Origin of the sequence: Pseudidiomarina atlantica (genome assembly GCF_000753735.1) — a bacterium.
GTDB lineage: Bacteria > Pseudomonadota > Gammaproteobacteria > Enterobacterales > Alteromonadaceae > Pseudidiomarina > Pseudidiomarina atlantica.
Map to the genome: position 1 here is coordinate 162,635 of NZ_JPIN01000008.1, position 21,836 is coordinate 184,470.

Sequence of the window (21,836 nt, forward strand, 5' to 3'; positions counted from 1 at the left end):
TGCGGGGCTTTCGTGACAACTTACCGGGCCCGGTGTCGAGCGGTAACCCTGTTTATTCGTCGAGGAACGACTTCAGTTGCTCCGAGCGACTTGGATGACGCAATTTGCGTAAGGCTTTGGCTTCGATCTGACGGATCCGCTCGCGCGTAACGTCAAACTGCTTGCCTACCTCTTCTAAGGTATGATCCGTATTCATGTCGATACCAAAACGCATGCGCAGTACTTTCGCTTCACGCTGGGTCAAACCACCGAGTACTTCGCGTACCGCATTGCGTAAGCTTTCTGAGGTTGCCGAGTCGACTGGCAAATCGAGGGTGGTATCCTCGATAAAGTCACCAAGATGCGAATCTTCATCGTCACCGATCGGTGTTTCCATCGAAATCGGTTCTTTGGCAATTTTCAGCACCTTACGGATCTTATCTTCCGGCATCACCATGCGCTCTGCCAGCTCTTCTGGCGTCGGCTCACGGCCCATCTCTTGCAGCATCTGCCGTGAAATACGGTTAAGCTTGTTGATGGTTTCAATCATGTGTACCGGAATACGAATCGTCCGTGCTTGGTCAGCGATTGAACGAGTGATCGCTTGGCGAATCCACCAAGTTGCATAAGTTGAGAACTTATAACCACGACGGTATTCGAATTTGTCGACCGCCTTCATCAAACCGATGTTACCTTCTTGGATCAAGTCCAAGAACTGTAAGCCACGGTTGGTGTATTTTTTCGCAATCGAGATAACCAAACGTAAGTTGGCTTCCACCATCTCTTTTTTCGCACGGCGAGCTTTGGCTTCACCAATCGACATGCGACGGTTGATATCTTTTACTTTAGCAATAGTTAAGCCGGTCTCTTGCTCAACTTCAGCAAGCTTGGAGATACAACGCTCGATTTCACCACGCAACGCGGCCAGTGCATCTGCATAAGCATCGCCGCTATCGATAGCGGCATCCAACCATGCAGTGCTATTTTCGTTACCGGCAAAGGCTTTCATGAAAGCACGCTTCGGCATGTTTGCCTGTTCAACGCTCATTTTCATAATCAAACGCTCTTGCACACGCACACGATGCATCATGTCACGCATGTCTTTTACCAAGCGGTCGAACTGCTTAGGTACCAGACGGAACTGTTTGAATAAATCGCTTAAAGCCTCAATTTCGGTGCGCGCTTTGGCACCGTCACGACCATACTTACTGATCGCAGCACGAGTTTTCTCATACTGGTCGCGCAACTCACCAAATTTCTGGCGCGCGAATTCTGGATCGATGCCGTTATCTGAGCTGTCATCGTCGTCATCGTCGTCATCGTCATCGTCGTCTTCGTCATCGAGCTCTTCTTGCGGCAGTTCAGAACCAACGTGCGTTGCCGCAACAGGTGCTTCGTCAACTTCGTTCGGATCGATAAAACCAGAAATGATGTCCGTCAGACGCATCTCTTCGGCTTCGCATTGATCCCATTGATCTAATAGGAACGCGATAGCTTCAGGATATTCAGCGACAGAACATTGAACTTGGTTAATACCCTCTTCAATGCGCTTCGCGATGTCGATTTCGCCTTCACGGGTGAGTAGCTCTACCGTACCCATTTCACGCATATACATACGCACCGGGTCAGTGGTACGGCCAATTTCACCGTCAACGCTTGCGAGTGCCGCCGCTGCTGCTTCCGCTGCATCCTCGTCAGCTGTGTCTTCGCTCATCATCAATTCATCGGCATCAGGTGCGTTTTCGAACACTTTGATGCCCATGTCATTGATCATGGCAATGATATCTTCGATTTGATCGGAATCTACAATCTCAGAAGGTAAATGGTCGTTGACTTCAGAAAAAGTCAGGTAACCCTGCTCTTTTCCTTTGGCAATAAGAATTCTGAGTTGTGATTGACGACTCTGCTGCATACAGATCTACCACCTGTGATTTCAAATGGATAAACAATAACCGGTCTTAAATTGGGGAATCGAATTCAAGACCGGAAATTGTAGCAGAATATGCAGTTTTGAGCCAGAAATTAATCAGTAAACTTGTGGGACCTGCTGTAGTGCAATCTCGCCAGAGCCCATTAAAACGCCGTCTTTAAAGACAACTGGAGTACATTCATCTTTGGTCGTATCACCATCGGCTTCTACGCGGTGGGTACGATAGTAAAATACGTCATAACGAACGCCATCTACGGTAACGCGGTCGGCAAAGTTTGGCGTGCCCATTTTTTCACGGACATGAGTTGTAGTGGCATTATCGTCTAACGCAGCAATCCACTGACGATTTTGCTCTTCTTGCTTGCGATAATCACTACTCGAATAGTCATAGTCGCCGTCGCCATCGGCCACAATAATACAGCCTTGCAAGCTTAAACATGCAGCTAAAACTATTGCGCCAGCGCTTAATTTACCTAAGGTCATCGTTCTTCTCCTGTTCTTATACTTGATTACTTTTTTGCGTAAATGTTGCTAAATGAAATTATGAAAGGATTCACGATGAATAAGAAGCAAAGTTGATGCCAACTTTGTAAGTTATTATTTTAAACTTTAAAATCAATACTTTATGACTTTCGTGTAATAACTTGCTGCAAAGTTGAATCAAGCAGATTAGCCAAATTGGCTAACTTTTCGCGTCGGTTTTACGTTGACCCGCGCGATATTGCATTAATAGCATATACTCTTGCTTCTCGGCCTTACTAAGCGGTGCTTCACGTTCTTTGGCGAGTAGTTCGTTAGCACGCTGTTCGATGAACTGGTCGATGAAGAACAAAAAGATATCGCAAAATTCTTGTACGATATGGTCTTGATCGAGATGATGGTCCCAAGTCGCTAATTGTCGTAAGGGCTTTTCTTCCGGTCGCCCGCGCCACAGTTCGAGTAATTGCGCCGAGGTGAGATTCTGTTCATGGGTCTGCCGATGCAGCTCTAACAGTAACTCCATGCCTGGTAAATTCAGTCCTTTGAGCTCTTCATGGGGTGGCACTTCTTTACCGAGTTGCGGGTATTGAATCAGCAGTCCGATTGCGCGGCGAATCGGCGTGATTTTCACCGGCTCACGCTGGTTGCGCACAGCTTGCGGACGCTGCACTTGATCTGCGATCTGGGATACTTCACGTCGCAGCAGACGCGCGAGTTGCTCGAGCAAGGCATCACGATAGTAATCGCTCGCTAACTTCTCAATGAGCGGTTTGGCTTCTTTGAGTAATTTGGCGCGACCACTATCTTTGCTTAAATCGAGACTCTCGGTAAGGTGTGCGAAAAAGTAATGGGTAAAGCTCTGCGCCTCTGACAAGCGCTGCTTGAACGCTTCAGGGCCTTCTTTACGCACCAAGGTATCAGGATCTTCGCCATCGGGTAAGAATAGAAAGCTAAGCTCGAGGCCGTCAGTCAGCAACGGCAGCGCATTTTCCAGCGCCCGCCAGGCAGCGTCACGGCCAGCTCGGTCGCCGTCGTAACAACACACCACTTTTTGCGTCGTACGAAACAGCATTTGCAATTGTTCGGTAGTCGTTGCGGTGCCAAGTGATGCGACGGCAAAGTCGATACCGTGCTGTGCCAGCGCAACAACGTCCATATAGCCTTCAACAATCACCACCTGCTCAAGCTGCCGATGTGCTTGTTTCGCCTCGTAAAAGCCGTAAAGCTCCCGTCCCTTGTGAAAAATTCGTGTTTCCGGAGAGTTAAGATACTTGGGTCCATCGCCTTCCAGAATGCGCCCACCAAAACCCACGACGCGACCGCGTCGATCACGAATAGGGAACATCACCCGATCGCGGAAAAAGTCATAATAACGGCCTGAATCATTGCGATTGCATAATTTCAGATCGACCAGTTGCTGGCGTGATCCTTGATCTTTACCCAAGGCTTTCAGCAGATCATCCCAACCATCGGGGGCATAGCCAATTTGAAAAGCTTTCACGACTTCGCCGCTGAGACCACGGCCTTTTAGGTAGCTGACCACCTTGTCGGAGTTGCTGTGATGGCGCAATTGATGGGCGAAAAACTTCGCGGCATGCTCCATTTGCTGATAGTCATCCGCTGCTTGCTGGCGTTTGCGAGCCTCGGCTTGCGGATTAGCCGTGGTTTCACGCGGTACCTCCAGCCCCAACATCGAGGCTAGCTCTTCAATCGCGTCGGGAAATTCGAGGCCATCATACTGCATCAAAAAATCAATCGCGTTACCGTGCTCACCACAACCAAAGCAGTGATAAAACTGCTTGTCGGGGGCAACGGTAAAGCTTGGGGACTTCTCATTGTGGAAGGGACAACATGCTTGATAATTCCGCCCAGCTTTTTTCAGTGGCACCCGGCTGTCGACCACTTCGACAATGTCGGCGCGATCCAGCAGATCATGGATAAAGCTTTTAGGAATAAGGCCAGCCATAGCGTGAGATTAAGTTCCGATTAAGTGCGAGATTCGGTTAGCGTGCAGCGATTGTAACCGTAAAAGTACAAATGAAAAAGCCGGAATACGTTTCCGTATTCCGGCCTCTTTAGCAGCGTAAAAGCTGAGCCTCTCGCTGACTAAGACTTAGGCTTAGTACAGACGCGTGCGGCGCGCATTCTCGCGCGACAATTTTTTCGCGTGACGTTTCACAGCTGCTGCTTTCTTGCGCTTACGCTCTGAAGTTGGCTTCTCGTAGAATTCACGACGACGTACTTCAGACAGAACGCCTGCTTTTTCGCAAGAACGTTTGAAACGGCGCAGTGCAACGTCAAACGGCTCGTTTTCTTTTACTTTAACAACTGGCATTAAAATCTCACCTCAATGAAAATTCTGTTGTTGGGTTATCAACACTGGCCATTAATTGACCAATACAATTAAAAATGGTGCTGAATTGTAGCTAGTTCAGATCCTGATGTAAAGCCTGCGATCACTTTTATTTGAGTCGACCAAGAAGTGTTAATCGAGAGTGGAAGCGGTGAAACATAGTATCAGGCTGGTCGGCTAGAGGACTATGTTGGTGACTCACCGCTCCCGATTCGAAGAGGTCTGGCAAAGCTAAAGATTAGGATAGTTGATGTTTTATTTTTGTGTACGAATGATTGCATAATAATGCGCCAAACCGTGTCGCAGTAAAGTATTTCTCTGCTAAACTAGTGCAATATTCGCTAACTTACTCTGTCACAAAGTTTTTTGAGGCTTCCATGGTCGATATTTTTGTTTTCCAGCTCACTTCTTTGTTCACCATGATTAATCCCGTGGCCGCTATTCCGATTTATATTGCGCTGACCGAAGCCATGACTCCAAAAGCGGCGCGTTGGGTGGCGATGCGCGCATCAGTGACGGCGTTTATTGCGCTCAGTGTATTTGCCCTGCTCGGCGAAGCAATTTTTAGCTTCTTCAGCATCTCGGTCAATGGCCTGCGGGTTGCCGGTGGTATCTTATTCTTTGTCATGGGGTTCGAAATGTTGCGCGGCCGCACAGTGCCGAAACGGGTCGATGGCGAAACCGACGGCGATTTCGGCTCGGACGTTGCGGTTACACCTATCGGCATTCCAATGATTGCCGGTCCCGGTGCCATCACCATGGTTATTTTGATGATTCAAGAAGGCAAAGCGACGGCGACTCCAACTATGGCCACTATGAGTCTGTTCGTAGCCATTTTTGTCGTGTGCTTATTAACTGCGGTGGTGTTAGCCAGTGGCCGCCAAATGCTGGCTAAATTGGGCCGGAGTGGCAGTAAGATCCTGATGCGTTTGATGGGGCTTATCGTGATGCTGATCGCCGTTGAGTTCTTCTTCGCCGGCATCAAGCCTTACATTATCGATATCGCCCGAGCCATCCCTGCTGCTTAGCACGGATGGCACGGGCCGTTTTATTTCAGTGCTGGAACCTCAAGGCCACGCTTAGCGTAAAACTCTGCCACATGCTCCTCGAGACGGTCCGCCTCAATCGCTGCCCGTAAGTCTTGCATAACTTTCTGATAAAAATGCAGGTTATGGATGGTATTCAAACGCCCACCCAGCATTTCATTGGAGCGATCCAAGTGATGTAAATAGGCGCGTGAGTAATTCTGACAGGTGTAGCAATCACATTCAGGGTCCAGCGGTCCGGTGTCGGTACGATGCACCGCGTTACGAATTTTCACCACGCCGGTACTAATAAATAAGTGTCCGTTGCGCGCGTTACGCGTCGGCATCACGCAGTCGAACATATCAACACCGCGACGCACCGCTTCTACCAAGTCTTCTGGTTTACCAACCCCCATCAAATAACGCGGTTTATCGACCGGCATTTGCGGGGCAATATGGTCAAGGATGCGCATCATGTCGTCTTTCGGTTCACCCACTGACAAACCGCCGATGGCATAACCATCGAAACCAATTTGCTCAAGACCTTCTAATGAGATGGTCCGCAATTCTTCATACATCCCGCCTTGGATAATCCCGAACAAGGCTGACGGATTGTCACCGTGCGCTTGCTTTGAGCGTTCCGCCCAACGTAACGACAACTCCATTGAGCTGCGCGCTTCGGCTTGTGTCGCTGGATACGGCGTACATTCATCAAAGATCATGACAATGTCTGAACCAAGATCACGCTGCACTTCCATTGATTTTTCTGGCGTGAGCAAGATTTTTTCGCCATTAATCGGCGACCGGAAAGTGACACCTTCTTCAGTTATCTTGCGTAGCTCGCCAAGACTGAACACCTGAAAACCGCCGGAATCCGTGAGAATTGGCTTGTCCCAGTTCATAAAGTCATGCAAGTCGCCATGTTGTTTAATGATTTGCGTACCCGGACGCAGCATCAAATGGAAGGTGTTACCAAGACAAATATGCGCACCGGTCGCTTTCACTTCTTCTGGTGTTAGGCCCTTTACCGTGCCGGCAGTGCCCACTGGCATAAAGGCTGGCGTTTCAACCACACCACGATCAAAAATCATACGCCCGCGGCGTGCTTTGCCGCAGGTATTCAATAATTCAAATTTCATTACATCACCGTTCGGTTCATCACGGAAAAACAGTCCGAGACCGCCATTATACCTTAGCTCGGTTGGCGGGTCACAAACATCGCATCGCCGTAGCTGAAAAAGCGGTAGCCTTCGTCAATTGCTTGCTGATAAGCATTGAGTACATTTTCTCGGCCGGCAAATGCCGAAATCAACATAATGAGCGTAGACTCTGGCAAATGGAAATTAGTGATCATGGCGTCGATCACCTGAAATTCGTACCCAGGATAAATAAAGATATCGGTGTCGGAAAAAAACGGTGCTAAAGCTTCGCCCTTTTGCTTCGCTGCTTGTGCTGCCGATTCTAAAGAACGGACTGAAGTGGTGCCAACGGCCACAACACGATGACCAGCGGCTTGCGTTGCCAATATTGCAGCGACAGTTTCTTCCGGCACTTCGGCATACTCGCTGTGCATGTGGTGTTCTTCAATATTGTCCACACGAACCGGTTGGAAGGTGCCGGCGCCAACGTGCAAGGTGACGTACGCGAACTGCACACCTTTAGCTTTTAATGCACTCAGAATCGCGTCATCAAAGTGCAGACCTGCCGTGGGAGCGGCAACAGCACCTGGCTTTTTGTTGTAGACCGTTTGATAGCGTTCGCGATCACTGGCTTCATCGGGCCGGTCAATGTATGGCGGCAGTGGCATGTGTCCATAACTTTCTAGCACTTCCAATACAGGTGCCTCAGTCAAAAACTTGAGTTCAAATAGGGCATCTTGACGACCGAGCATTTCTACTTCGACCGCATCTTCTAGCAAAAATCTTGCACCGGCTTTCGGCGTGCGATTACTGCGCACATGGGCGAGCACACGCTGATCATCTAACAAGCGCTCCACCAGTACTTCAACTTTACCGCCTGACAATTTTTCACCCAACAGGCGCGCGGGAATCACTCGGGTATCGTTAAATACCAGTAAGTCGCCAGCATTTAGTTCATCAACAATCGCTTTAAACTGCGAATGAGTGACTGCACCGGTGGCGCCATCGAGGCGTAACATGCGACTGGCACTACGATCCGCTTGCGGATAACGCGCAATCAGCTCATCAGGAAGTTCGAAAGAAAAGTCTTTTAGGTTCATACGCCTTTACCGCTGCTATTTTGAGCGCGTACTTTACCTGTTTTGTGAGGCAAAAAAAAGCACGCCAGAAGGCGTGCTAAACAGAGATGACAACCGACCAATTATGATCAGTTAAAAGCTATACGTCGTGGCTTTGCTTAACAGATCACTGGCATCACTGCATTTTTCGAGTTGCTGTTTGGTGAACACATAAATCTTATCGTTGCCACCTTGCGCACTATCGCCAGCCCCTTCAATCACGAAGCTAACATGCTCATCCTTTGGCAATGCGCGTAGCGTGCGGCCGTAGTCACAGAGCGTCGCGGCCATAGTTTGCTCGAAACGCGCCAAACGCTGCTGTAATTGCTCGGCACGCTTGGCTTTGCGTTGCTCTGATTTTTCCTCAATTTCGCGTCGTGCCGTCGCAATTTCAGCACGCGCCTCCGCGAGTGCCTTTTGCGTCATTTCGAGCTCTTCACGGGCTTGCTGTAATTCCTTGGTAATCACCTCGGCTTCATCCCCTTCGGCACTGCGCTGCGCAAGCTCAAGATCACGGATGCGACGGCGCAGTTCGCGCATTTCACCGGCATTTTCGCGGACATCGGCGGTAACTGTGCGAATTACGCGGATATTGCCCTTGCCATCGCCTTCTACGTCTTCGGTAATAATCTCGATATCATCGAGCGCATTCTGTGCTGCAGCGAGCCCGTCGGCAATCGCCAGTTCGATTTCCACACTATCGATGCCCTCAATGTCGACCATTGGCGGAGCCGGTGGCGCTGGAAAATCAGAGCTCAAGAAAATCATCTGGTGGCCGCCAAGATGGCTTCGATACACCACGCCCTGACCGGCTAGGTAATCAAAGTGCAAGCGTTCACGAAATCCGTGACGACGACGATCATCGTTACTTTCCTGCTCCAGTGCAGTGGTAAAAATACTATTCATAATTTCGAGTTGTTTACGCAACTCATCGCGTTGTTGTTGGTCGGCATGCGCCGCAGTACTTGCTGCTAGCGCTACCGCAATGGCGGTAAAAGTCATTAATGTACGCATGATGTTACTCCTGAGTTTGGTAGTCTTGGCTGCTATCTACGGTATTGGGTTCGATAAATTGTTCAGTGACTTGCGCTAATTGATACGCGAAATACACCTGGTCATCTTCACGTTGGGCATTGACATAGCGGATCAGATCTTCCATGTCTTGTTCGCGCTCGCTGCGATTAGTGGTCAGCACATAGTTCACTAGCTGCTGATTCGCGGCCGCTACGTCGTCACGAAAGTCTTCGCGCAAATTAGCGGCATAATTTGCCATTTGTAGTTGCTGTTCCGCTTGCAACTTACTCATTTGTTCGGTGACCGCAGCTTGCAATTGTTGTTCGCTCAAGCCGCCACCAAAGTACAGGTTAAAGCCTTGTTCGGTGACCTGTATCTGCAGTTGGCTGACGACTGCCAGTACTGCTAACAGCGAGCATGCAAACGAAGCAAGCGGCAGCAGCGGACGTTGCCACCAACGCAACTGCGTATGCTCACGACCGCGATAGGTCAACTCACGCGGCCATTCGGGGACCGCTTCTGCTTGCGTCGCTGCTGCGGTGTCATGCAACCACTGTTCGAAATGATGTTGTTTGCTCATACTGCCTCCACCAACTGCTGTAAACTTTCAACCGCTTTGTACAATCTTGATTTCACGGTATTCAAAGGTACATCAAGCTGTTGACTAATCTCTTGTAACTTGAGGTGTTGAAAAAACTTCAACTCCACTACTAAACGTTGTTCAACGGGCAACTGCTGCATCGCCTTCACTAATTGCTGGGTGCGCTGTTGGCCGTGATACACAGCTTCCGGATCATGCCAATCTTGCTGGCTCGCTTGCTGCTCAAAGTCATACTCATCGGCAAACTCGCGGCGACGCCGGAAGTGCTCAATGCAGCGATGATGAGCGATGGTCATCATCCAGTTTTTAAATGAGCTTTCGCCGCGCCATGCAGCCAAGTTACGAAATAGCGACAAAAACACGTCTTGCATTAAGTCCAAGGCATCGTCACGGCTGCCACTCATGCGCAAGGCATAGTTAAACACTAAGCCCTCGTAACGCTTGACCAATTGCAGCCAGGCTTGCTTGTTGTTTTCTAAGGCTCGTTGCACGAGCCGCTCGTCCGAAGGTGCAAACACAATTGAGTTCCTTTGTTCTTTGTCACTGTAGGCGTTCGCGGGCACAAAAAAGTTTACCAACAACTAAAATAGTTTCATTCAAGCACAAAAAAAGGCGACCGAAGTCGCCTTTTTACTCTGTCACAATTGTGCCGCAATCTTCTTTAGACGCCAAATGCGGCCTTGATAATAAAGAAGAAAATAATCGACATGACGGCACCAGCAGGTAAAGTCACTACCCACGACACTACAATATTGCGCACTACACCCAAGTTTAATGCAGCAATACCACGTGCCATACCAACACCTAATACCGCACCAACAAGCGTTTGTGTGGTTGAAATCGGCAGGCCAGTACCAGACGCGATAACTACGGTTGAGGCTGCCGCCAATTCTGCCGCGAAACCGCGGCTTGGGGTCAAGTGGGTAATGCCTTTACCAATGGTCGCGATCACGCGCTTACCGAGCATCGCTAGCCCCAGCACGATACCGAATGCACCGACTGGAAGTACCCACCAAGCAAGTTGCGCTTTGCTGGCAATTTCACCGCCGCTGTTGACCACACTTACCACTGCCGCAAGCGGTCCAATTGCGTTAGCAACGTCGTTTGAGCCATGCGCAAATGCCATAGCACAAGCTGTGACTACCATCAAAATTGCGAAGACTTTCTCAACGTTGGTGTAATGCATGTCTTTGTCAGCTGACGGGTCGAACTTCAAGCGACTGATCATGATTTTACCGAGAACACCCACCACTGCAGCGACGGCAAAAGCCAATGCAAAGCCCTCAATGGTACTGAATTGGATGCCAACGTGTTTCAAACCCTTCTTGATGGTAACAAGTGCAATAACGAAACCAGTCAATGCCATATAAAAAGGGACATAACGCTTGGCGCTCGCTAACGGGTTTTCGGAGTCAAAAATCAACTTTTGCGCACTAATAAAAACAAAATACGCCAGTAGACCCGCAATCATCGGAGTAATAACCCAACTCCCGACAATACCTAACACCTTTGACCATTCAACGGCTTCTGGACTCACACCCACAGCGGCAAAACCGACGATTGCACCAATGATTGAGTGGGTCGTCGATACCGGCCACCCCAAGTAAGAAGCAATCAGCAACCAAAAACCCGCTGCCAGCAAAGAGCCAATCATACCGAAAACAAGCAACTCCGGCGTGTCAACGAAGAATGCTGAATCAATAATTCCTTTACGAATTGTTGAGGTAACTTCGCCACCTGCTAAGTAAGCGCCGGCAAACTCGAAGATCATCGCGACAATGATGGCTTGTTTGATAGTTAGCGCTTTCGAACCGACCGAGGTGCCCATTGCATTGGCAACGTCGTTCGCACCGATACCCCAAGCCATAAAAAACGCGAAGGCCGCAGCCAACACGATCAGGGTCATGTTATACGTAGAAATAATATCCATGATGAATCTCCGCCTTAGACTCGTGCAAGCATGAGTTCAAACCGTGCGCCTACGCGCTCGGCTAGGTCCGCGAGATCACCGACCCAATCTAAAATTTGATACAAGAACATCGCGTCTAAGGGATTCAAATCCCCTTCGATTTGACGCAATTGGCGACGCAGTTTCACTTGTAACGCGTCGGTGTCTTGCTCAATGCTATCCAGTTCAGAAATGAGACTATCGACAATTTTACGCTCACGGCCTTTGAAGCCTACTTCGAGCAGGTCATCAAACTCACCAATGGTTTCTTTAGCTTTGTCGGTAGCGTCCAAACAACGCTGTAAATAGGCATCAAAACCTTCGACCATTGCCGCTGGGATTTGTAACTCGCGACCGGTGATCAGACCCGAGATATCCTTCGCCTTGTTGGCGATGCGATCTTGCTGCGACACCAACTCAAGTAGGTCGGTACGCTCAACTGGCATAAACAAACCACCTGGCAGGTTTAACCGAATGTCGCGCTTCAATTCATCAGCTGCGCGCTCTTTGCTCACGATGGTGCGACGATGCTCTTCGGCTTCATCCCAATTAGTGGCGTATACGGCTTGAAAGAAAGGTTTTAAGGTCATAGCACAGTCGTGCACTTGTTCGATATGCTCGATCATCGGTTTGATCGGAGACTTCGCAAACATTCCAAGAAATGAGTTTGCAGACATAAAAGTTCGCCTTTGTTGCTGCGTTAAGAGTCAATCTTGCCCGAATGAATCGGTTGCGCGCATACTAGCTAAAAGCATCGCGATGCGCAAAAAAAATAATTCCGCATTGTTATTGCGGAAAATCCTGTTTATTTTAAATCATTAACTCCACATTGTAAGTGACTCATTTATGTTTGAATGGATATTTTTACCTGAAGCTTGGATAGCACTCGCCACTCTAACTGCCTTAGAAATAGTGTTAGGTATTGATAATATTATCTTTATTTCGATACTTGTAGGCCGCCTACCGGAGCACCAACGGCAAAAAGCGCGGCAAATAGGCTTACTCTTGGCAATGGGTATGCGCATAGCGCTACTGCTTAGTATTGTTTGGGTGATGGGCCTCACAGAACCACTGTTTTCTGTTATCGGCTATGAATTCTCCGGACGGGACTTGATCTTGTTCTTCGGTGGTTTATTTTTGCTCGGTAAGAGTACCCTCGAGATACACCATAGTCTTGAAGGTACCCATGAACAAAAGAGTGCGGGTAAAGCCGCGACTTTCGGTGCCATTATCACGCAAATAGCGGTCATCGATATCGTCTTCTCGCTAGACTCGGTGATTACAGCTGTAGGCTTAGTGGATTATGTCGCCGTAATGATTATTGCTGTGGTCGCTGCAGTGGTGGTCATGATGCTCGCGGCCAAAGCCATCGGCGATTTTGTTGACCGCCACCCAACTATCAAGATGTTGGCACTTAGCTTTTTGATTTTGATTGGTTTCACTTTGATGGGCGAAGGGCTTGGCTTCCACGTGCCGAAAGGCTATGTTTACTTCGCGATGGCGTTTTCACTTATCGTTGAACTGCTGAACATCAAAATTCGCAAACGCAACGAGCCCGTACAATTGAAAAAGCGGATTGAAGAAGAGTAATCTTCAATCCGCCTTATTTAGGCAACCTACCGATAGCTCGATAATTAGAAGCTGTAAACTAAGGTCACCGCAGTTTCAGTATCGAGCTTTTCTTTGGTCGGATCTTCAAGAAACGAGTTGTGGTTAGCAGCCACTGAAAATTTCAGTGCCAGCGAGCTATTCACGTTGGCAGAAATCGATAATTCCGCACGTGATTTGGTATTATCTTGGCCCACTTCGCTTGACGCTAACGCATTAAATTTGGACGTTTCAGTGATTTCCCAAACCAAGTTACCTGCCACACGTAAAATTCCGCTGCTCTCTTGCTCTTGTACCACACCGTTGACGATCGGCTTGTTGACTGAGTAACCAGGACCGATTTCGTAGTCTGCAAACAGCGTCGGGCTGTAGCGATAACGCGCACCATAACCCACAGCTACGGTTCCTTGGTAGTCATAACCACTGAACTTATCTTCTTCGTAAGAACCGAAGACGAATAGTGACGAGCGGCTGTCAGGGCTAAATTTGTAGTTTGACTGCGCCGACATGAACAAGCGATCACCCGTAGTGAAACTCTCACCGGTCTCTTGGTCTTCTTGCTCTGAACGGTAGTAGTCAACGATGCCCTTGTGACGCCAATTCTCGTAGTCACGCGCGGCACTCAATTTGGTTTTGAAGGTTTCTGTTTCGGTGTTACCCGAGGTGAAGAGGAGGCCGAGCTCTGCCGATGCATCCCAATCTCTCTTTTGTTCCGTGTCTAAATCATTAGCATCGTCGTACATGAAAATAGATGCTTGTGCATGCGCACTGTGCATTCCAAAACATGCTACCACTGCTAACGCTGACAAAGTCTTTTTGAAGTCCACAATTACCTCGTCTTTTCCGCTATCCCACATTACGTTTCAGTATAACGTGGGATAGCAGGCAAAAAGAACCCCGATTAGTTCACTTTAGCGTCTAATTCGCCCGCTTCGTAGCGTTTGAACATTTCTTCGAGCGAAAGTGCTTTGATTTTATGGGCTTGTCCTGCACATCCAAAGGCTTCGTAACGTGCTTTACAGATGTCGTACATCGCATCTGTTGACGCTTTCAAAAACTTCCGCGGATCAAAGTTGCTTGGGTTTTGCGCTAAATGACGACGCACTGCACCGGTAGAGGCTAAACGTAGGTCGGTGTCGATGTTGACCTTACGTACGCCGTGTTTGATGCCTTCAGCAATTTGTTCCACTGGCACACCATAAGTTTCTGGAATCTCACCACCGAACTCGTTGATGACTTTCAACCATTCTTGCGGCACTGAAGACGAACCGTGCATGACTAAGTGGGTGGTTGGAATCCGTTTGTGGATTTCTTTAATACGATCAATCGCTAAAATATCGCCAGTTGGCGGGCGGCTGAACTTGTAAGCGCCGTGCGAAGTACCACAAGCAATTGCTAATGCGTCAACGTTGGTTGCTTTGACAAACTGCGCGGCTTCTTCTGGGTCCGTCAACAGTTGGTCGTGGGTTAATTTACCCTCGGCACCAACGCCGTCCTCTTCACCGGCTTCACCGGTTTCGAGCGAACCCAGCACACCTAACTCACCTTCGACCGATACGCCACAAGCATGTGCCATCGCCACAGCTGTTTGCGTCACCTGCACGTTGTAATCGTAGTCGGCGGGGGTTTTGCCATCTTCTTTAAGCGAGCCATCCATCATCACTGAGCTAAAGCCCAGCTGAATTGAGCGCTGACAGACCGCCGGTGAAGTCCCATGGTCTTGGTGCATAACGACTGGAATGTGTGGCCACTCTTCGATCGCTGCCAAAATAAGATGACGCAAAAACGGTGCGCCTGCGTAAGTTCGTGCACCTGCTGAGGCTTGCACGATTACAGGGCTGTCGCAAGCATCCGCTGCTTCCATGATGGCGCGCATTTGCTCGAGGTTGTTCACGTTAAAAGCGGGTACACCGTAACCTTGCTCAGCAGCATGGTCGAGTAGTTGGCGCAATGAAATTAAAGCCATGGTTGATCTCCTGATGTTTATTTTGTCTGGCTACGTTTAGCCATTCTCTGCGCGTTCTTCCAGAATCGCGACAGCTGGTAATTGCTTACCCTCTAAAAACTCTAAAAAGGCACCGCCACCGGTAGAAATATAACTGATTTGGTCAGCAATGCCGTACTTGTCAATCGCCGCTAAAGTATCGCCACCACCGGCAATCGAGAATGCAGAGCTAGCGGCAATGGCTTTGGCTAACACTTCTGTGCCGTGGCCAAACTGATCAAATTCAAACACGCCTACCGGACCATTCCATACAATAGTGCCTGCACTTTGCAGAATTTTTGCAAAAGCTTCAGCGGTGTCCGGACCGATGTCAAAAATCATATCATCACTGGCGACCGCACTCACCTGCTTGGTCTCAGCTTGCGCTGCGGGGCTAAACTCCTTGCCGGTTACCACATCCGTCGGCAAAGGAATATCGCCGCCTTTGGCTTGCGCTGCGGCAACCAGACGTTGCGCTTCTTCAGTTAAGTCGGCTTCGTAAAGTGACTTGCCAACATTGTGGCCCGCTGCAGCGATGAAGGTATTGGCAATTCCGCCACCGACAATAAGTTGGTCGACAACACCAGACAAAGACTCTAGCACGGTAAGTTTAGTCGACACTTTCGAGCCACCGACAATAGCGACCAATGGACGAGCAGGATTCGCCAAAGCTTTACCTAAAGCTTCGAGCTCAGCTGCGAGTAACGGCCCGGCACAGGCAACGTCAGCATACTTGGCCACGCCGTGAGTCGACGCCTGGGCGCGATGCGCCGTACCAAAGGCGTCCATCACAAAGACATCACACAGTGCCGCTAGTTGTTGCGCTAGCGCATCATCGTTTTTCTTTTCACCTGGGTTAAAGCGGACGTTCTCAAACACGACCACTTCGTTGGCCGCTACATCCACCCCATTGAGGTAGTCTCTCGCCAGACGAACTGGAACATCCAAGGCTTCATTTAAATAATCGACCACCGGCTGCAGCGAGAATTCATCAGCGTAAACACCTTCTTCTGGACGTCCGAGATGCGACATGACCATTACTTTGGCGCCAGCATCAAGTGCTTTTTTAAGGGTCGGAATGGCGGCTTTTAGACGCGCATCTGAGCTTACTTTACCGTCTTTGATCGGTACGTTGAGATCTTCACGAATCAATACACGCAAACCGTTTAAATCAAGATCATCCATGGTAATGACGTCAGCCATGCTTATTCCTCTCACTTCATTTTCGGGTTAACTGTTCTGGTAGTGACGAATCATCACTTGCGCCGTATCTAACATACGGTTCGCAAAGCCCCATTCATTATCACACCAACAGAGTACTTTGATTAAATGCTTATCAGCAACACGGGTCTGGGTCCCATCGACAATACTTGAGCGCGGATCATGGTTGAAATCGATCGACACCAAAGGTTCATCGGTATAGCCCAATATCTGTGCCATTTTACCCCGTGCTGCTTGTGCCAAAACATCATTGACGCGGGCAATGGAGACTTCCGCACTAACGGTCACACTGATATCCATAGCAGTGACATTAGTCGTCGGTACTCGCACTTGGATAGCTTCAAATTTGCCAGCAAAATGCGGCATGATGCGTTCTATCCCGCGCGCCAGCCGCGTATCGACCGGAATGATTGAGCGGCCTGCGGCACGCGCCAAGCGCGGATCTTTGTGATAAGCATCTATCACCTGCTGATCATGCATCGCCGCATGAATGGTAGTGATCGCACCACTTTTGATACCAAATGCTTGGTCCAGCACCTGCAATACGGGCACACTGCAGTTGGTCGTGCACGAACCGTTCGAAACGATACGATGCTGCGAGCTCAGTTGCTCGGTGTTGACGCCAAAGATTGCGGTGAAATCGACATCGGGCGCGCCAGGGTGCGAAAACAATACTCCCGGTATGCCAAGCGCCTGATAATGTTCGCCATCCTCGCGTGTACCGTGCACACCGGTACAATCAAGCACCATATCGAGCTGTAAATCCTGCCACGGTAAGTCGGTCACTTGCGACTGTGCCGAGATGCGAATCACATCATCTCCGACTCGCAAGGTATGCTCGTCGGCAGTGGTCACCGGCTGCTGAAACCGCCCGTGACTGGTATCGTACTTGAGCAGGTGCGCCATTGAAGCAACTGGGGCGAGCTCGTTGATTGCAACGATTTCAACTTGCTCGCGATAACCACGCTCATACAATGCGCGCAGCACACTGCGGCCAATCCGACCAAAGCCGTTTAAAGCAATCCGCGCGCGCGTTTGACTCATTCGCCCAGTAACTCCTCTGCAACTGCAACGACGTTCTCGGTAGTGAAGCCAAAGTGCTTAAATAAGTCGCTAGCGGGAGCTGATTCGCCAAAGCTGTGCATACCCACGATGCGACCATGTAGACCGACATACTTGTACCAGTAATCCGCAATGCCGGCTTCGACCGCAATACGTTTGGTGACGCTGCTTGGCAATACCTGTTCGCGATAGGCTTTATCTTGCGCATCGAATACATCAGTGGCTGGCATCGACACCACGCGCACCTGCTTACCATTGGCCTGCAAGGTCTTCGCTGCAGAAACTGCAAGAGCAACTTCGGAACCGGTAGCAATGAAAATTAACTCAGGCGTCTCGGCACAGTCGAGCAACACGTAGCCACCACGCGCAATATTGGCTAATTGCTCGCTGTCGCGGCTTTGTTGCGCCAGATTTTGGCGGCTAAAGATCAATGCCGTAGGGCCGTCTTTGCGCTCGATGGCAGCTTTCCAAGCTACCGCTGATTCCACTTGGTCACATGGACGCCAAGTGCTCATATTAGGCGTGGTTCGTAAGCTCGCCATTTGCTCAACCGGCTGATGGGTTGGACCATCTTCACCTAAACCGATCGAGTCATGCGTGTAAACAAAAATACTGCGCTGCTTCATCAGCGCCGCCATACGCACGGCATTGCGCGCATATTCCATGAACATCAAGAAGGTTGCTCCGTAAGGCACTAAACCGCCGTGTAAAGCAATACCGTTCATAATGGCCGACATGCCGAATTCGCGCACACCATAATAAACGTAGTTACCACTCGCGTCGTCTGCGCTCACGCCTTGGCTACCCTGCCAAATGGTCAAGTTAGAACCGGCAAGGTCAGCCGAGCCACCTAACAATTCTGGTAATTTTGGACCATAGGCATTGAGCGCGTTTTGCGATGCTTTACGGCTAGCAATATCCGCCGGCTCGGCTTGCAGCTTTTCAATATAGGCTTGCGCGTGCGCTGCAAAATCCGCTGGTAAATCGCCAGCTAAACGACGTTGCAATTCGCTCGCAAGTTCTGGGTGCGCAGCGGCGTAGGCTGCAAACCGCTCATTCCAAGCGGCTTCTGCTGTGGCGCCTTGTTCGCGTGCTGACCAAGCGGCATAAACGTCATCTGGCACTTCAAATGCACCATAGTTCCAGCCTAGCTGTTCACGTGCAGCGGCAATTTCGTCGGCACCTAGAGGCGCACCGTGGCAGCTCTCGGTACCCTGCTTGTTCGGCGCACCGAAACCGATAATGGTTTTACAGATAATCAAAGTTGGCTTGCTGGTCTCGGCACGAGCCTCTTCGATGGCGGCTTTAATAGCGGCCGCATCGTGACCGTCGACTTTTTCAATTACCTGCCAACCATAAGATTCAAAACGTTTTGCGGTATCGTCGGTAAACCAACCCTCGACTTCACCATCAATCGAAATGCCGTTGTCATCGTAGAACGCAATCAGTTTACCAAGACCAAGCGTGCCTGCCAGCGAGCAGACCTCATGCGAAATACCTTCCATCAAGCAGCCGTCGCCAAGGAAGGTATAGGTGTAGTGGTCAATAATGTCGTGTTGCGGACGGTTAAATTGCGCTGCAAGAATTTTCTCAGCTAACGCCATACCTACTGCGTTCGAGATGCCTTGGCCAAGCGGGCCAGTCGTGGTTTCAACGCCCGGTGTGTAACCATATTCTGGATGACCTGGGGTTTTTGAGTGCAATTGACGGAAGTTTTTTAGTTCGTCGAGCGGTAGATCGTAGCCCGAAAGGTGCAGCAATGAGTAGATGAGCATCGAGCCATGACCATTGGAAAGAACAAAGCGGTCGCGGTCAGCCCATGCTGGATTTTCAGGGTTGTGTTTCAGATAGTCACGCCATAGTACTTCGGCGATATCGGCCATGCCCATAGGTGCACCCGGATGACCCGAGTTAGCTTGTTGCACGGCATCCATGCTAAGCGCACGAATGGCGTTGGCTAGGTGCTTACGTTCTGAAACTGATGCTGTCATGTCAAAAACCCCGAATTGCTGCTAGAAATACGTTCAGATTGAGCGCGTATTGTCCACAATTCGGGGCTTCTAAGCAAATTAGATATCGCTGCGCAGGGCTTCCGCTTTGTCAGTTTTCTCCCACGGGAAGGCATCACGACCGAAGTGACCGTAAGCAGCTGTTGCCCGATAAATCGGACGTTCCAAGTCAAGCATCTTGATCAAGCCATACGGACGTAGGTCAAAATGTTTACGCACCAACGCAATCAATCGCTCTTCGCTATACGGGCTGGTGCCGAAAGTTTCGATGCTGATCGAGGTCGGCTCAGCCACCCCAATCGCGTACGACACTTGAATTTCGCAACGCTCAGCCAAGCCCGCAGCAACTAAGTTTTTCGCAACATAGCGAGCAGCATAAGCAGCGCTACGATCGACTTTTGACGGGTCTTTACCAGAGAACGCGCCACCACCATGACGAGCCATGCCGCCATAGGTGTCCACGATGATCTTACGACCGGTTAAGCCGCAATCGCCCATAGGTCCACCAATCACAAATTTGCCGGTTGGGTTAATCAACAAACGTTCCTGATGTTTCGGGAACCATTCAGCTGGCAGTACTGGCTTGATGATGGTTTCAATTACCGCTTCACGCAGTTCTGCTTGCGAGATACCTTCGGCATGCTGAGTCGACAACACCACGGTATCAATAGCCACTGGCTTGCCATCTTCGTAAACAAAGGTCAGCTGACTTTTCGCATCCGGACGCAACCAAGGTAGGGTACCGTCTTTACGCACTTGCGCTTGACGCTCCATTAACCGATGCGCATAGGTGATGGGCGCCGGCATCAACACATCGGTTTCGTTCGATGCATAACCGAACATCAAGCCTTGGTCACCCGCACCTTGTTCTTCTAGCACTTCACGATCAACGCCCTGATTGATATCTGGCGATTGCTTACCGATGGCATTCAAAACCGCACAAGATGCGCCATCGAAGCCCATATCTGAATGGGTGTAACCAATGTCACGCACGGTGTTACGCGCAAGGTCTTCGATGTCGACCCAAGCACTCGTGGTGACTTCGCCCCCCACCAAGACCATGCCGGTTTTAACATAAGTTTCGCAAGCGACCCGAGCGCGTGGATCTTGCGCCAGAATGGCATCAAGGACTGCGTCTGAAATTTGATCTGCAATTTTATCAGGATGTCCCTCAGAAACAGATTCCGAGGTAAAAAGGTGCTTCGCCATAGTGTGTCGTCTCAAAATAAGGTTCTTACAAAAAAATTGGGCGTAGTTTAACGAAACCACGCCCATTTTTCTAGATTTAGACGTCTAAAAGTCTTTATTTCTGTTTAAGCGTTGCCATATCAATCACAAAGCGGTATTTCACGTCGCTTTTGAGCATGCGCTCGTAAGCTACGTTAATCTCATCCATGGCGATCATCTCGATATCCGAAGTGATGCCATGTTCGGCACAGAAATCGAGCATTTCTTGCGTTTCTGCGATACCACCAATCAACGAACCGGCCAAACTGCGACGTTTGGCGATCAAGTTAAATACCGCTGGCGATGGATGATGCTCTGCTGGCACGCCAACCAAACACATGGTGCCATCGAGGCGCAGTAACGACAGGTACGCATCTAAATCGTGAGGTGCGGCAACCGTGTTGAGAATGAAATCGAGCGAGTTGGTCCACTCTTTCATCGCTTCTTCGTCTTTGGAGATCACTACGTGATCAGCACCCAAGCGCTTGCCATCATCTACTTTACCTGGCGAGGTGGTAAATAAGACGACTTCAGCACCCATGGCACTGGCGATCTTAACCGCCATGTGACCGAGTCCGCCGAGTCCGACCACACCCACTTTATGACCTTTGGTCACACCCCAGTGACGCAAGGGCGAGTAGGTGGTGATACCCGCACAAAGCAGCGGTGCAACGCCGGCCAGATCGAGTTTGTCAGAGACTTTTAAAACAAAACCTTCTTTCACGGTGATGCGGTTTGAATAGCCGCCAAAGGTAACGCCGCCAAGATGTTTGTCTTCGCCATTGTAAGTACCAACAAAACCGTTTTCGCAGTATTGTTCATGGCCTTCATCACAACTATGGCAGTGACCACAGGAGTCGACCATACAGCCGACGCCCACCGTGTCACCTACTTTAAACTTGCTGACTTTACTGCCAACACGAGTGACTTTACCGACAATCTCATGCCCAGGTACGCAGGGGAATACGGTGCCACCCCATTCATTACGCGCTTGGTGCAAATCGGAGTGGCAGACGCCACAGTACTCAATTTCTATTTCTACATCTTCGGCCGTTGGATCACGGCGTTCGAATTCAAAGTATTCGAGTTCTTTATCTGCAGCCTGTGCTGCATAACCAATCGCTTGTGGCATAACCTA

General features: G+C 49.7%; 20 protein-coding genes. 2 read left to right on the forward strand and 18 right to left on the reverse strand.

The genetic code is table 11. The features are described 5' to 3' along the window. Positions 1-52 precede the first annotated feature (52 nt). The 4 genes from rpoD to rpsU form a co-directional block, all read right to left on the reverse strand. Entirely contained in the window at positions 53-1,891 is a 1,839-nt protein-coding gene (gene rpoD / locus IDAT_RS09090) for an RNA polymerase sigma factor RpoD (RefSeq protein WP_034733006.1), read from the reverse strand. A 114-nt stretch (positions 1,892-2,005) separates the two neighbouring features. Further along, positions 2,006-2,392 carry a DUF3192 domain-containing protein gene (locus tag IDAT_RS09095; RefSeq protein ID WP_034733007.1) on the reverse strand — a complete coding sequence of 129 codons (387 nt, stop codon included), beginning with the start codon at positions 2,390-2,392 and terminating at the stop codon, positions 2,006-2,008. Positions 2,393-2,591: 199 nt separating this feature from the next. Continuing rightward, positions 2,592-4,355 carry a DNA primase gene (gene dnaG, locus IDAT_RS09100; protein ID WP_034733009.1) on the reverse strand — a complete coding sequence of 588 codons (1,764 nt, stop codon included), beginning with the start codon at positions 4,353-4,355 and terminating at the stop codon, positions 2,592-2,594. A gap of 153 nt (positions 4,356-4,508) precedes the next feature. Beyond that, on the reverse strand, positions 4,509-4,724 hold the full coding sequence (gene rpsU / locus IDAT_RS09105) for a 30S ribosomal protein S21 (protein WP_034733010.1): 216 nt from the start codon (positions 4,722-4,724) through the stop codon (positions 4,509-4,511). 395 nt (positions 4,725-5,119) lie between these two features. On the opposite strand from rpsU, the gene IDAT_RS09110 reads away from it, so the two are divergent. Further along, on the forward strand, positions 5,120-5,770 hold the full coding sequence (locus IDAT_RS09110; protein ID WP_034733012.1) for a MarC family protein: 651 nt from the start codon (positions 5,120-5,122) through the stop codon (positions 5,768-5,770). A 20-nt stretch (positions 5,771-5,790) separates the two neighbouring features. Here IDAT_RS09110 and tgt read toward each other — a convergent pair whose 3' ends face one another. The 7 genes from tgt to IDAT_RS09145 form a co-directional block, all read right to left on the reverse strand. Further along, entirely contained in the window at positions 5,791-6,906 is a 1,116-nt protein-coding gene (tgt, locus tag IDAT_RS09115; RefSeq protein WP_034733014.1) for a tRNA guanosine(34) transglycosylase Tgt, read from the reverse strand. A gap of 53 nt (positions 6,907-6,959) precedes the next feature. Next, positions 6,960-8,006 (reverse strand): tRNA preQ1(34) S-adenosylmethionine ribosyltransferase-isomerase QueA, encoded by a 1,047-nt coding sequence (gene queA / locus IDAT_RS09120; RefSeq protein WP_034733015.1) that lies wholly within the window; start codon positions 8,004-8,006, stop codon positions 6,960-6,962. A 111-nt stretch (positions 8,007-8,117) separates the two neighbouring features. Further along, a complete protein-coding gene (locus IDAT_RS09125; protein WP_034733016.1) occupies positions 8,118-9,038 on the reverse strand; it encodes a hypothetical protein in 921 nt (306 codons plus the stop codon). Between the two features lie 4 nt (positions 9,039-9,042). After that, on the reverse strand, positions 9,043-9,618 hold the full coding sequence (locus IDAT_RS09130; RefSeq protein WP_034733017.1) for a hypothetical protein: 576 nt from the start codon (positions 9,616-9,618) through the stop codon (positions 9,043-9,045). Then, entirely contained in the window at positions 9,615-10,157 is a 543-nt protein-coding gene (locus IDAT_RS09135) for an RNA polymerase sigma factor (protein ID WP_034733018.1), read from the reverse strand. Before IDAT_RS09135 ends, IDAT_RS09130 begins: the two co-directional genes overlap by 4 nt. Positions 10,158-10,300: 143 nt before the next feature. Continuing rightward, positions 10,301-11,569 (reverse strand): inorganic phosphate transporter, encoded by a 1,269-nt coding sequence (locus tag IDAT_RS09140; protein WP_034733019.1) that lies wholly within the window; start codon positions 11,567-11,569, stop codon positions 10,301-10,303. Positions 11,570-11,583: 14 nt separating this feature from the next. Further along, positions 11,584-12,264: a TIGR00153 family protein gene (locus IDAT_RS09145; RefSeq protein ID WP_034733020.1), complete on the reverse strand. Its 681-nt coding sequence runs from the start codon at positions 12,262-12,264 to the stop codon at positions 11,584-11,586. 169 nt (positions 12,265-12,433) lie between these two features. On the opposite strand from IDAT_RS09145, the gene IDAT_RS09150 reads away from it, so the two are divergent. After that, positions 12,434-13,177, forward strand: coding sequence for a TerC family protein (locus IDAT_RS09150; protein ID WP_034733021.1), 744 nt, complete (start codon positions 12,434-12,436; stop codon positions 13,175-13,177). Between the two features lie 44 nt (positions 13,178-13,221). Here the strand turns inward: IDAT_RS09150 and IDAT_RS09155 are convergent, their stop codons facing one another. The 7 genes from IDAT_RS09155 to IDAT_RS09185 form a co-directional block, all read right to left on the reverse strand. Beyond that, on the reverse strand, positions 13,222-14,022 hold the full coding sequence (locus IDAT_RS09155; protein WP_244441629.1) for a DUF481 domain-containing protein: 801 nt from the start codon (positions 14,020-14,022) through the stop codon (positions 13,222-13,224). A 74-nt stretch (positions 14,023-14,096) separates the two neighbouring features. Next, positions 14,097-15,161: a class II fructose-bisphosphate aldolase gene (gene fba / locus IDAT_RS09160; protein ID WP_034733022.1), complete on the reverse strand. Its 1,065-nt coding sequence runs from the start codon at positions 15,159-15,161 to the stop codon at positions 14,097-14,099. 36 nt (positions 15,162-15,197) lie between these two features. Further along, complete coding sequence (locus IDAT_RS09165; protein ID WP_034733024.1) at positions 15,198-16,382, reverse strand: phosphoglycerate kinase; 1,185 nt, start codon at positions 16,380-16,382, stop codon at positions 15,198-15,200. Between the two features lie 27 nt (positions 16,383-16,409). Next, a complete protein-coding gene (epd, locus tag IDAT_RS09170) occupies positions 16,410-17,444 on the reverse strand; it encodes an erythrose-4-phosphate dehydrogenase (protein WP_034733026.1) in 1,035 nt (344 codons plus the stop codon). After that, positions 17,441-19,453 (reverse strand): transketolase, encoded by a 2,013-nt coding sequence (tkt, locus tag IDAT_RS09175; RefSeq protein WP_034733029.1) that lies wholly within the window; start codon positions 19,451-19,453, stop codon positions 17,441-17,443. Before tkt ends, epd begins: the two co-directional genes overlap by 4 nt. A 78-nt stretch (positions 19,454-19,531) precedes the next feature. Then, on the reverse strand, positions 19,532-20,680 hold the full coding sequence (gene metK / locus IDAT_RS09180) for a methionine adenosyltransferase (protein WP_034733031.1): 1,149 nt from the start codon (positions 20,678-20,680) through the stop codon (positions 19,532-19,534). A 94-nt stretch (positions 20,681-20,774) separates the two neighbouring features. Next, positions 20,775-21,830, reverse strand: coding sequence for an NAD(P)-dependent alcohol dehydrogenase (locus IDAT_RS09185; protein WP_034733033.1), 1,056 nt, complete (start codon positions 21,828-21,830; stop codon positions 20,775-20,777). Positions 21,831-21,836: the final 6 nt, after the last annotated feature.